The sequence below is a fragment of the Youxingia wuxianensis genome (genome assembly GCF_014385085.1).
Classification (GTDB): Bacteria; Bacillota; Clostridia; order Oscillospirales; family Ruminococcaceae; genus Youxingia; species Youxingia wuxianensis.
Map to the genome: position 1 here is coordinate 72,366 of NZ_JACRTD010000009.1, position 13,110 is coordinate 85,475.

The 13,110-nt window shown below is 49.4% G+C and carries 9 protein-coding genes; 6 read left to right on the forward strand and 3 right to left on the reverse strand.

The annotated features are described in order from the left end of the window. Window positions 1–30 precede the first annotated feature (30 nt). Window positions 31–2,760 carry a preprotein translocase subunit SecA gene (gene secA / locus H8705_RS11965; RefSeq protein ID WP_262396021.1) on the reverse strand — a complete coding sequence of 910 codons (2,730 nt, stop codon included), beginning with the start codon at window positions 2,758–2,760 and terminating at the stop codon, window positions 31–33. A 306-nt stretch (window positions 2,761–3,066) separates the two neighbouring features. Here secA and H8705_RS11970 point away from each other — a divergent pair, with 306 nt between their 5' ends. After that, window positions 3,067–3,759, forward strand: coding sequence for an iron-sulfur cluster assembly scaffold protein (locus H8705_RS11970; RefSeq protein ID WP_262396022.1), 693 nt, complete (start codon window positions 3,067–3,069; stop codon window positions 3,757–3,759). Window positions 3,760–3,782: 23 nt separating this feature from the next. Further along, window positions 3,783–4,781: a GGGtGRT protein gene (locus tag H8705_RS11975; protein WP_262396023.1), complete on the forward strand. Its 999-nt coding sequence runs from the start codon at window positions 3,783–3,785 to the stop codon at window positions 4,779–4,781. A gap of 88 nt (window positions 4,782–4,869) precedes the next feature. Here H8705_RS11975 and H8705_RS11980 read toward each other — a convergent pair whose 3' ends face one another. After that, window positions 4,870–5,772, reverse strand: a complete 903-nt coding sequence (locus tag H8705_RS11980) for a M14 family metallopeptidase (protein ID WP_262396024.1) — start codon at window positions 5,770–5,772, stop codon at window positions 4,870–4,872. Window positions 5,773–5,964: 192 nt separating this feature from the next. Between H8705_RS11980 and H8705_RS11985 the strand changes: the two genes are divergently transcribed. From H8705_RS11985 to H8705_RS12000, 4 genes are all read left to right on the forward strand, one after another. Next, window positions 5,965–6,510: an NUDIX domain-containing protein gene (locus H8705_RS11985; protein WP_262396025.1), complete on the forward strand. Its 546-nt coding sequence runs from the start codon at window positions 5,965–5,967 to the stop codon at window positions 6,508–6,510. A 309-nt stretch (window positions 6,511–6,819) separates the two neighbouring features. Further along, on the forward strand, window positions 6,820–7,404 hold the full coding sequence (locus H8705_RS11990; protein WP_262396026.1) for a class I SAM-dependent methyltransferase: 585 nt from the start codon (window positions 6,820–6,822) through the stop codon (window positions 7,402–7,404). A gap of 114 nt (window positions 7,405–7,518) precedes the next feature. Next, complete coding sequence (locus H8705_RS11995) at window positions 7,519–8,478, forward strand: polysaccharide deacetylase family protein (protein ID WP_262396027.1); 960 nt, start codon at window positions 7,519–7,521, stop codon at window positions 8,476–8,478. 175 nt (window positions 8,479–8,653) lie between these two features. Beyond that, window positions 8,654–10,432: a Na/Pi cotransporter family protein gene (locus H8705_RS12000; RefSeq protein WP_262396028.1), complete on the forward strand. Its 1,779-nt coding sequence runs from the start codon at window positions 8,654–8,656 to the stop codon at window positions 10,430–10,432. Window positions 10,433–10,617: 185 nt separating this feature from the next. Here H8705_RS12000 and gyrA read toward each other — a convergent pair whose 3' ends face one another. Then, window positions 10,618–13,098, reverse strand: coding sequence for a DNA gyrase subunit A (gyrA, locus tag H8705_RS12005; protein ID WP_262396029.1), 2,481 nt, complete (start codon window positions 13,096–13,098; stop codon window positions 10,618–10,620). Window positions 13,099–13,110 lie beyond the last annotated feature (12 nt).

The window sequence follows — 13,110 nt, forward strand, 5'->3', positions numbered from 1 at the left end:
CTTTTTTGTTTTTGCTGTTAAAGGGGACTTTTATGCCCCGCAGCACTTTTTATATTTTTTCCCGCTGCCGCAGGGACAGGGATCGTTTCTTCCCACCTTTTGCACATGACGGGGCTTGTTTTGCACCGTACCATCGCTGCCATAGCCTTCCTGCGAGGGTTTGGCCACCTGTTCCCGCCGGGGCTCCTCATTGGTGCGCACCTGAATGGTGTACAGCAGCCGCACCGTATCCTCCCGGATGCTGTCGATCATCGCATCAAACATGTCGAAGCCTTCCAGCCGATATTCCACCACCGGATCCTTCTGGGCGTATCCGCGCAGATACATTCCCCGCTTGAGCTCTTCCATATCGTCGATGTGCTGCATCCACTTGGTATCTACAATCTTCAGCAGAACTACCCGCTCAATTTCACGCATCCGCTGGGGAGTAAATTCTTTCTCCCGGCGGGCATAAATCTCATCCGCCCGCTGGGTCAGCTGATCCCGGATCTGTTCTTTTGTCGTCTCCGCCAGCTGCTGGGTTGTATAGCGGAAGTCGTCCTTGGTGGTCAGCCAGCCTAAGAAGTAATCCCGCAGCCCTTCCAAATTCCAGTTGTCATGGACCTCGTCGTCCACCAGGTACTGCCGTACCCGGGCGTCGATATTTTCATGGATCATATTTTTAATGATCCCGCTGATGTCCTCTCCATCCAGCACCTTGGCTCTCTGGGAATAGATCAGCTCCCTTTGACGGTTCATTACATCGTCAAACTGCAGCACATTTTTCCGGATACCAAAGTTTCTGGCCTCCACTCTGCTCTGGGCGCTTTCAATGGAGTTGGAGAGGATCTTCGCCTCAATGGGCATATCCTCGTCGGCTTTGATCATATCCATCACGCTCTGGATCCGCTCGCCGCCAAACAGCCGCATCAGATCGTCCTCCAAAGACATGAAGAACCTGGTTTCCCCCGGGTCCCCCTGACGGCCGGACCGTCCTCTGAGCTGATTGTCGATACGCCGGCTCTCATGGCGCTCGGTGCCGATAATAAACAGGCCCCCGGCTTCTTTGACCTTTTGGGCCTCCGCTGAAATTTGCTCTTTGTATTTTTGCAGCAGGGAAGTATACTCTTTTCTCGCCTGGATAATTTCCTCATTATCCGTATCCGCGAAACCGGTAGCTTCGTTAATAATATCGTCCTCATATCCCGCCTTGCGCATATCCGCTTTGGCCAGATACTCGGCGTTTCCTCCCAGCACAATGTCCGTTCCGCGCCCAGCCATGTTGGTAGCGATGGTCACCGCGCCGTATTTGCCGGCCTGGGCGACAATCTCCGCTTCTTTTTCATGGTATTTGGCGTTGAGCACCTCATGTTTGATCCCTTTGCGTTTGAGCATTTGGCTGAGCAGTTCGGATTTTTCAATGGAAATCGTACCCACCAGCACCGGCTGCCCTTTTTCATGACACTGGGCAATATTATCAATTACCGCGTTAAACTTGGCTTTCTCTGTTTTATAAACAACATCCGCATGGTCGTCCCGGCAGATGGGCTTGTTGGTGGGGATTTCCACCACGTCCAGCTTATAAATTTCCATAAACTCATCCGCTTCGGTCAGCGCCGTACCGGTCATGCCGGCCAGCTTCTCATACATGCGGAAAAAGTTCTGGAAGGTGATGGTGGCAAGGGTTTTGCTTTCCCGCTCCACCTGAACGCCTTCCTTGGCTTCAATGGCCTGGTGAAGTCCTTCGTTATACCGCCTCCCCAGCATCAGACGCCCGGTAAACTCATCTACAATGATAACCTCGCCGTCTTTAACCACATAGTCCACATCCCGGGCCATCACCCCGTTGGCCTTGATCGCCTGATTGATATGGTGCTGGATGCTCATATTGTCCCCGTCGGTAAGATTTTCAATGCCGAAATACTCTTCGGTCTTGCGCACCCCCCGGGGAGTCAGCGTAGCGGTTTTGGCTTTTTCGTCCACAATATAATCCGCGTCGATATCGTCGTTGTCCTGCTTGTTGTCCACTTCCGCGGTGCGGTAGCATTTGAGGGATTTCGCCAATTTATCCGCCCGCATATACATATCGGTGGATTTGTCTCCGGCCCCGGAAATAATCAGCGGGGTCCTGGCCTCATCAATCAAAATGGAGTCCACTTCGTCCACAATGGCGTAGTGGTGTCCCCGCTGGACCATGTCCTGTTTATAGATCACCATGTTATCCCGCAGGTAATCAAATCCAAACTCATTGTTGGTGCCGTAGGTGATGTCGCACCCATAGGCTTCTCTTCTCTGGGAGTTGGTCAGCCCATGGACAATCAGCCCTACCGACAGTCCCATAAAACGGTATACCTTGCCCATCCATTCGCTGTCGCGCTTGGCAAGGTAATCATTGACGGTAACAATATGCACGCCTTTGCCGGTCAGAGCGTTTAAATAAGCGGACAGGGTGGCCACCAAAGTTTTTCCTTCACCGGTGCGCATCTCAGAAATCCGCCCCTGGTGCAAAACAATTCCCCCGATGATCTGTACGGGGAAATGGCGCATGCCAAGCACCCGGTCGGCCGCCTCCCGGCAGGCCGCGAAGGCGTCCGGCAAAATATCATCCAAGGTTTCTCCCGCGCCCAGCCGTTCTTTCAAAGCGGGAGTCACCGCTTTGAGCTGCTCATCGGACATGGCCCGGTATTTATCTTCCAAATCCAGAACCTGTTTCTGAATGGGATAAATCCGTTTTAATTCCCTTTCGGAATAGGTTCCGAAAATTTTACTCATAATTCCCATATTTATTTCACCTCTTAATATCTTCCTATAGCAGAGTTCATTTACTTAAAACAGGCAATAGTATAACGGAATAATTGTACTCTCAGGGGCAGTCAATGTCAATCTTTTCCTAAAACCGCTCCAAATGACTAAAAAATCCCCGAAGGGATACTATATGTTATTATACACATTTTTCCCATAAAAAACATGCAAAAATTGTTGTTTAAACTTTAACAAATGCTGAATACCCCTCTTGATAAACCCCGGACATGCAAGTATAATAAAACAAGGATGATATCTTTTAAGAAAACCGAAAGGAGTATCGATATGAACTATTCTCATGAAGTTGAGAGAATGTGCCCTCTCACAAAGGGACCTCATCATGGCCCCGCCCCGATCCCTGAGGAAGGCAAGTGGGTAAAAGCTTATCAAGTCAGCGATATTTCCGGCCTGTCCCATGGGGTGGGCTGGTGTGCTCCCCAGCAGGGCGCCTGCAAACTTACTCTGAATGTTAAAAACGGCGTGGTAGAAGAGGCCTTGGTGGAGACCCTGGGCTGTTCTGGAATGACCCACAGCGCGGCCATGGCCGGAGAGATCCTGCCGGGCAAAACCATTCTGGAAGCGCTGAACACCGACCTGGTCTGCGACGCGATCAACGTGGCTATGAGGGAAATTTTCCTTCAGCTGGTATACGGACGCACCCAGACCGCTTTTTCGGAGGACGGCCTTCCCATCGGCGCCGGCCTGGAGGATTTGGGCAAGGGCCTGCGCAGCCAGGTAGGCACCATCTTCTCCACTGCGGCTAAAGGCGTGCGCTATCTTGAAATGGCGGAAGGTTACATCCTTTCTATCGCTGTTGACGACAACGGGGAAGCCATTGGATATAAGTTTGTAAGAGTCGGCAAAATGCTGGAAGACATCCGTCACGGCAAAGATCCGAAAGAAGCGTTCGAAAATAACGTGGGTACCTACGGCCGTTACGAAAACGCTCCCAAATATATTGACCCGCGTGAAGAATAAGTAGAGAAGGAGGTAACTTGACTATGGCAAAGTTTGAAGGACAGGAAAGAAGAATGCCTAAAATCGAGGCTTGTCTGAAAGAATATGGCATGGCTTCTTTGGAAGATGCGAGAGATCTCTGCCTGAAAAAGGGCATCGATGTAGATGCAATCGTAAAAGGCGTGCAGCCCATTGCTTTTGAAAACGCCGTATGGGCGTACACCCTGGGCACCGCTGTAGCGATTAAAAAAGGAATCACCAGCGCCGCGGAGGCCGCCGAAGCAATCGGTATTGGCCTGCAGGCGTTTTGTATCCCCGGCTCGGTTGCGGAACAGCGGGCGGTTGGTCTGGGTCACGGCAACCTGGGCGCCATGCTCCTGCGGGAAGAAACCGATTGTTTCTGCTTCTTAGCGGGACATGAATCCTTTGCCGCCGCGGAAGGCGCGATTGGAATTGCCCGAACCGCCAACAAAGCAAGAAAATCCCCTCTGAGAGTTATTCTCAACGGCCTGGGCAAAGACGCCGCTTATATTATCTCCCGAATTAACGGCTTTACCTATGTGGAGACCGAGTATGATTTTTCCACCGGCGATTTGAAAGTTGTCCGTGAAGTGGCTTTCTCCGACGGGGATAAAGCGAAAGTAAGATGTTACGGCGCCAACGATGTGCTGGAAGGCGTAGCCATCATGAAAAAAGAAAAGGTGGACGTCTCCATCACCGGCAACTCTACAAATCCTACCCGTTTCCAGCATCTGGTGGCGGGCACCTATAAAAAATGGTCTTATGAAAACGGCGTAAAATACTTCTCAGTCGCTTCCGGCGGCGGTACCGGACGTACCCTGCATCCGGATAACGTGGCGGCGGGCCCTGCTTCTTACGGGCTGACCGACTCCATGGGACGTATGCACGGCGACGCGCAGTTCGCTGGTTCTTCCTCCGTTCCCGCCCACGTGGAAATGATGGGTCTGATCGGAATGGGCAACAACCCCATGGTAGGCGCCACCGTCGCCTGCGCGGTTGCAGTAGAAGAAGCGTCCAAATAAATTTTTCTGGCGGAAATGCCCTGGTGTTTAAACCAGGGCATTTTTCATTTCGTTGAAATTCAAAGAAAAAAAGGGTATAATATACGTATTACAATAAGACGCATATAAGCATCATTTCCAAAAGTCTTGCATAAATAGGCTCCAGTTCCTCTATAGGCAGGGGATTGACGCCTCTTCCGATTTCGATGGTAAATCCGGGGCGGTGCAGCTTATCAATAAACCAATCCTTAAATCCCCCGTGGGAAGCGATCGCTTCCGGCTGGCACAGCTTATACCCGCTGGCGGAAGCCATCACCTGGGCCATCAGCTGAGAACGGGCCGGCGTCCCGGAACCATAGCGGTAATAGATTTCCTCCCCCTGGGAGTGGAACGCGTATGCCTGGCGGATATGAAAGGCCAGGCAAAAGTTTACAAGGGCTTTGCTTTCCGGTTCGCTGTGGGGGAACTTTCCGCCGTAGCGGGTGGGGCCGGGGGTAAAAATTCCTGCCGCTTCCTCCATTTTTTTCAGTTCCCGGAAGCCTGCGTCAAAGTTGTGATTTAAATCAATTCCCCGGGCGTTTGCCTGCCAGCGGCTGGTATCTCCGCCGCTGATTTTTTCTACATAGCTTTCCAGATGTTTGGCGCTTTTGGGGCCGTTAATTTGGATTTCTACCCCATCCGGGTTTAGGCAGGGGATTACCACTAAAGAACGGTTTTCCAAGGCTCTTCCTATATCAATATCCGCTAAAGGGGTCCTGGAATAAACCGATTTTAGAACATCTTCCATAAACCGAAACAGCAAAAGGGTCGTCAGCCATTCCATCCCATGGACGCCCCCTACAAATAATGTCCCTTTATGGATATCCCCCAGCCCCAAGGCAAAAATGCTTCGTCCCAGGACAGATTTTCCAATAGGAAAAGCTTTAAGAAGGGGATAGGTCCCTTTGAGCTGGACGACGGCTTTATGTATATTTTCATAACAGGCAGGCGTTTTATAAAATTCATCAAACATTGACTTCACCCCTTTCCCATCTTATGTAGAGGGTTTATCCCATTATGTTTGTACCCTCGGGGAGTTTTCAAAAAGTCTTTGACTCCTTCTGGGAGACTGTATTTTTCCGGCATTGTGCAAGCCGGAGAAAATCCGCCGGGGAGCGTGTGATGTTTGACGCCGGGAAAAACGCGTTCAAAGGAGGAAAGAACCTTGGAACATTACGAAAAAACACTGGATACCACCCCAATTTATAATGGAAAAATATTAAACTTAAAGGTGGACACCGTAGAGCTGGAAAACGGAAAAATTTCCAAACGGGAAGTGGTAGAGCACCATGGCGGCGTGTGCGTGCTGGCGGTGGACCACCAGGGCTGTATTTTATTTGTTTCTCAGTTTCGGTATCCTTTTGGAGCTGTATTATTGGAACTTCCGGCCGGTAAATTGGAAAAAGGAGAGGACCCGGCGGACTGCGGACGCCGTGAGCTGGAAGAGGAGACCGGATATCAGGCGGGAATTTACCGTCCTTTGGCTAAAATGTATCCTACCGCCGCTTATGATACGGAAATTATCCATATTTATTATGCTTCTGATTTAACCGCTACGCAGCAGCGCCTGGATCCCAATGAGTTTTTAACCGTACAAAAAATTCCTGTGGAAAAAGCGGTGCAGATGGTGCTGGCGGGAGAAATCCCTGACGGCAAAACCCAGTTGGGTATTTTAAAATACAAAGCTTTATCAGAGCAGGGGCTTCTGTGACACCGTCCGGGGGCAAAACACCGTTTTGCCGGGGTTTTTTATAGCCGCGCCCAGTAAATCGAAGATTTGCAGCCGCCACAGGCGGAAAAACCCTTCGGGTTTTGGGGCGCCGGCTGCAAAGTGCACCCCTTGGTTTCGCATTTAGGCGAAACCATTCCCGGACACCGTCCGGGGGCAAAACACCGTTTTGCCGGGGTTTTTTCTAGCCGCGCCCGGCAAATCGAAGATTTGCTCTTATTTCATAGGACAACACGATTTTACATACATCCCATTTCAGATTAAAACAACGTTGGAGGAAGAAATGTATTCATGAAAAAAGAAGAACAGATCGCGTTTTTTGACAATTTGGCGGAGAGCTGGGATTCCCTTCACCATCCGGACCCTGAGCGTCTTGCCTGTCTGGCGGAGCTCTGCGGAATTGCTCCCGGCGCTCGGCTTCTCTATGTGGCGTGCGATACAGGAACATTGATCCCCTATCTTTTAAAAAAAGATCCCGCTTCCATTTTAGCCGTAGACTATTCGCCCCAGATGATCCGCCGGGCCAAAGAAAAATTGTCCGATCCCCGGGTCACATTCTTGTGTACGGATACAGTTGATGTGGGGGAACAGGATTTCGATTGCGCGGTTATTTACGGCGCTTTTCCCCATTTTGAAAACCGAGGAAGCATTATCCGCCATATGTACCGGATTTTATCCCCACAAGGCAGGCTAATGATCTGTCACAGCGAGTGCCGGAAAAATATTAATGCCGGCCATGGGGAAAATATTCCCGCGGAGATTACCATTCCTCTTCCTACAGGATATATTTTAAAAAAATCGCTGGAGGATTATTTTTCGGTAGATATTGTGGTAGATACGGACAAACTGTACGTGGTTTCCGGGATTAAAAATTAATTTCCAGTAAATTCCTGTTGGTGATTATGGTATTTTGCGTTCCTTTGCACAAAATAATTTAGAAATAATCACTATTATTTCAGTAGCAAATATATTTGTGAAAGGAAGAAATTCATGAAAAGCACATTAACCTTACTTTTATCCTTACTAATGATAATTGCAATGACAGCTTGTACTCCACGTGATAATGGAAACAATTCTTCCTCCGCAATAGAGCCCTCTTCTTCTTTGGCGCCGTCCAGCAGTTCGGAACCCAGCAGCATGGATGAATCCAAACCGTCTTCGGCACTGGAAGATGAAAGCGCTCCTTTGGAGGACGAGCCTTCCACAACAGCGATGAGCACCGATTTTGAAAAAATCGGTGCTCTGGAAAATACCGCCGTTACCTGGGGACCAGGAGTTCAGGTGGATGAAAACAACCGTACTCTGGGCAGTATTCAAATGCAGGAACAGTATGAAAAATACTGCGCATATTTTATCGCTCCGGAAACTTCGGATAAAGTTTATCTGACTTTTGATGAGGGGTATGAAAACGGATATACCCCGGTAATTTTGGATGTACTTAAAGAAAAACAGGTCAGCGCTGTATTTTTTGTCACCATGGATTACGTAAAAACCCAGCCGGAACTGGTACAGCGTATGATCGATGAAGGACATATCGTTGGCAATCATTCCACCCACCATCCTAATTTCACTGCTATTTCTCCGGAAAAAGGGATGGAGGAGATTAAAGAACTCCATGATTATATGCTGGAAAATTATAGTTATCAAATGACTCTTTTCCGTCCGCCGGAAGGAGCATTCAGTGTACAAAGCCTGTCTTTGGCCCAGTCCATGGGATATCAAAATGTTTTTTGGAGCTTTGCTTACGCCGATTGGGACCCTAACAACCAAGTGGGGTATGACGCGGCTTTCGAACGCACAACGAAATTTATTCATCCGGGGGCCATTTATCTGCTGCACGCGGTATCCAAGGACAATTCTCAAATTTTAGGTCCTCTGATCGACGAGATCCGCGCCCGGGGGCTGACTGTGGCAGAATACGATCTGCCCTATATCCCAGTAAAAAGTTAAATGATATTCCTTTCATATGCACGCCTTATTTGGCGTGCATATTTTATGTCTATGATATTTTACATAGATTTTACATTCCAAGGCCCTATACAAAACTTGTCCCGTTGGATATAATAGTAATGTATGTGTAGGGTAAAAAATAAGTAAAATTTAAGGGAAAGACGGGGTGATCCGGTTGGATTTTTTCGGGGCTGTAAAGCTGTTCGGGGGCCTGGCTCTGTTTTTGTATGGAATGTCCATTCTTGGCACCGGCCTGGAGCGGGTGTCCGGCGGCCGGTTGGAAAAAACGCTGGAGGCATTGACAAATACAGTAATTAAAGGAGTGCTTTTAGGGGCGCTGGTAACTGGGGCAATCCAATCCTCTTCGGCTACCACGGTGATCGTAGTGGGTTTGGTAAACGCCCGGGTATTAAAACTGCGTAACGCCATCGGCGTCATTATGGGCGCCAATATCGGTACGACCATTACTGCGCATATTATCCGTTTAACAGATTTGGAATCTTCTAACTTTTTGCTGATGATTTTAAAACCAACTACCTTGGCTCCTTTAGCCTCGATTGTAGGCATCATCCTGTTCATGGCCTCTAAACGGGGGCGCCGTCAGGACATCGGTCAGATCTTATTGGGCTTTGGAATTTTATTTACCGGGATGTTCGCCATGGAAGAAGCGGTGCGCCCTCTGGGAGAAGTTCCGGCCTTCCAGCAGTTGTTTTCCACCTTTGCCAACCCGGTCATCGGAGTATTGGTCGGCGCGGTGGTCACCGCTGTTATTCAGTCCTCTTCCGCGTCGGTGGGTATTTTGCAGGCCCTTTCCTCCACCGGCCACATTACCTACGCCATGGCCTTTCCTATTATTATGGGGCAAAATATCGGTACGACCATTACCCCTATCCTGGCGAGTATCGGCGCTTCTAAAAACGCGAAGCGCGCCGCCGCAATCCATGTAAGTTTTAATATTTTAGGTACGATCATTTTTTTAATCGGATGTTATACCATCCAGTACACCATCGGCTTCCCTTTCTGGGATCAAGCCATTGACAAAGGCGGCATTGCTAATTTCCATACAATATTCAATGTGGTTGTCACCATGCTGTTCATACCCTTTGCCTGGGTTTTGGAAAAAATTGCCTGCGCCCTTGTAAAAGACAGTCCGGACGATGCGGTGCAGGACGTTACCGCTATTGAACTGGATGAACGTCTGATGATTTCCCCCGGTCTTGCGGTGGATCACGCCCGCTCCGCTGTTGTGGAAATGGCTCTGATTGCCCAGCATAATTTTATTAACTCCATCGGTCTGCTGGAAAATTATGATTTTAAAGTAGTGGAACGAATAAACGAAAACGAAAATGTGCTGGATAAATTGGAGGACCGGCTGGAAACTTATTTGGTGAAGCTCAGCGAATATGAGCTTTCTGAAAGCGACAGCCGCAATGTCACAGAGCTTTTGCATATCTCAGGAGAATTTGAGCGTATCGGAGACCATGCAACCAATATTATGGAATCCGCCCAGCGCTTGTTTGAAACCAAAACCACCTTTTCAAAAAAAGCCACAGAAGAGCTTCATATGCTTTGCGAAGCCATTAACGAGATTATTGACTTGGCCATCGACGCTTTTCAAAACCGAAATGTTTATTCCGCCGCTTCCATTGAACCTTTGGAAGAGGTAATAGATGAAATTGAGCAGTCTTTAAAGGACAAGCACATCAATCGGCTGCGCAAAGGAAAATGCACTGTGGAGGCCGCTTTCCCCTATGTAGAAACCCTTTCCAACCTGGAGCGTATCGCCGACCATTGTTCCAACGTGGGAATCTCGGTGATCACCTATGCCGACGACGATATGGCTATGATCGACCGGCATGATTATCTGCGTCAGCTCCATAAGGGGCAGACGGAGGATTACCAGGAAAAATACGCTGTTTACAGCGCCAAGTTTCTTCCGAAAACAAAAAAATAATAAAAAGCAGCGATAAAAATTTTCTGCCGGTCAGTTTAACCCTTCTCCTTTTAAGAAAAAACTTTTTCCCTTTAGCTCCCGCTCCTTCCCTTTTTTGCAGATTTCCGGGAGGGGCGTCCCAGGGAAGGCGGGAGAGAGAAGAAAAAAAGAGTGCTTCGATCGAAGCACTCTTTTTTACTGTTCTTTTATTCTTCCTCAGAAACTTCCCCTTCGGCGGTTTCTTCTTCCTCTTCCTTGGGGGTTCTTGCAAGGGTAACCACACGGCTTCCCTCGGCCACACGCATTGCGCGCACGCCGCCGCCGTATCTGGACTGAATGGTAATCTGATTTACCGGGATACGGATAATCACTCCGTCATCGGTAATCATGATCACATCGTCGTCCTCGTCTACTATTCTCACTCCGGCTACAGGACCGTTTTTATCCACATAATAATTGCGGATTCCCTTGCCGCCCCTGGATTGGAGACGGTACTGGGAAACAAGGCTTCTTCTGCCGGAGCCGCCTTCGGACACGGTCAGGACGGTCGCTTCTTCCCGCACACGGTCCATCCCCACCACTTCATCTCCTGGGGACAGGGTGATGGCTTTTACCCCGCGGGCCGTACGGGAAAGGGGACGGGCGTCCTGCTCGTTAAAGCGGATGGCCATACCCTGCTTGGTGGCCACAATCAATTCGCTGGAGCCATCTGTCTGACGCACCCAGGCAAGCTCGTCGTCCTCGTCCAGGCCGATGGCAATCAATCCCATTTTCCTTACATTCCGATATGCGGAAAGCAGGGTCCGTTTAATAATCCCCTTACGGGTAACCATCACCAGATACCGCTGTTCTTCATCAAAATCAGATACCTGGATCATGGAGGTTACTTTTTCATCGCTGTCTATCTGCAGCAGATTTACAATATTTGTCCCTCGGGAGGTGCGGGAACATTCAGCGATCTCATATCCTTTTAACCGGAAACACCGCCCTTTGCTGGTGAAGAACATAATATAATCATGGGTAGAGCATACAAACAGTTCTTCTACAAAGTCCTCCTCCCGTCTGCTCATTCCGGAAATTCCTCTGCCTCCCCGGCGCTGGGTCCGGTAGGCGTCCACCCGCTGGCGTTTAATATAGCCGAAATGGGTGAGGGTGATCACACAGTCCTCCACCGGGATTAAATCTTCAATGTCCACTTCGCCGCTGACCGCCATAATTTCCGTACGGCGTTCATCTCCATATTTTTCTTTGAACTGAACCAACTCTTCCCTTACAATAGCCAGCACCCGGCCTTCGTCCGCCAAAATCGCTTCATATTCAGCCACTTTTTTCAAAATAGCGGCTAATTCTTCTTCAATCTTAATCCGTTCCAAACCGGACAGCTGTCCTAACCGCATAGCTACGATAGCGGACGCCTGGGCGTCGGTAATTCCAAACCGGGTCATCAAATTGGTTTTCGCGGCAGGCTGATCCTTGGAATTTCGGATAATGCGGATTACTTCGTCTGTATTATCTACCGCTACTTTTAATCCTTCCAGCACATGTTCCCGTTCTTTTATCTTTTTCAGGTCATACTGGGTGCGGCGGGTGATTACTTCCTCTTGAAATTTGATATAGTGGGTAAGCATTTCCCGCAGAGGCATCACCTTGGGAACGCCTCCGGCCAGAGCCAGCATAATCACCCCTACGGTATCCTGCATCTGGGAGTAGGAATACAGCTGGTTTAACACTACCTGGGCATTGGCGTCCCGTTTCAGCTCAATGACAATACGCATCCCTTCCCGGTCGCTTTCATCCCGCAGGTCGCTGATCTGTTCAATCCGCTTGTCTTTTACCATTTCAGCGATATGTTCAATCAGCCTTGCTTTATTCACCATATACGGCAGCTCGGTTACTACAATACGCTCTCTGCCATTGTGCATTTCCTCAATTTCCGCTCTTGCCCGCAGGGTAATTTTTCCTCTTCCGGTAGCATACGCCGCCCGGATCCCGCTGCGGCCCATAATAATACCGCCGGTAGGGAAGTCGGGACCTTTGATGCACTGCATAATCTCTTCCAGCTGGGCTTGGGGATGATCAATCAGCAGACAGACCGCATCAATTACCTCGGATAAATTGTGGGGAGGGATGTTGGTTGCCATTCCCACAGCAATTCCGGTAGAGCCATTGACCAAAAGGTTGGGGAACCGGGAGGGAAGGACGGAGGGTTCTTTTAAGCGGTCGTCATAGTTGGAAACAAAATCCACCGTATCCTTATCGATATCCGTTACCAAGGACAGGGAAATTTTGCTCATACGGGATTCTGTATAACGGTAAGCCGCCGGCGGATCTCCGTCTACCGAACCAAAGTTTCCATGGCCGTCGATCAAAGGATACCGCAGGGAAAAGTCCTGAGCCAGCCGGACCATAGCGTCATAAACGGAAGCGTCGCCATGGGGGTGGTAGCGCCCCAATACGGACCCAACCGTATCCGCGCATTTACGATAGGCTTTATCCGGAGTCAGGCCATTTTCATGTAAGGTATAAATAATACGGCGATGCACTGGTTTCAGCCCATCGCGGACATCGGGCAGCGCGCGGCTGACAATAACGGACATGGAGTAATCCAGAAAGGATTTCTTCATTTCACTTTCGATGTCCACATCACGCAGCCGTGCGGCTGTGCCAAACTCTTCATTGTTGTTCATCTGTACATCTCC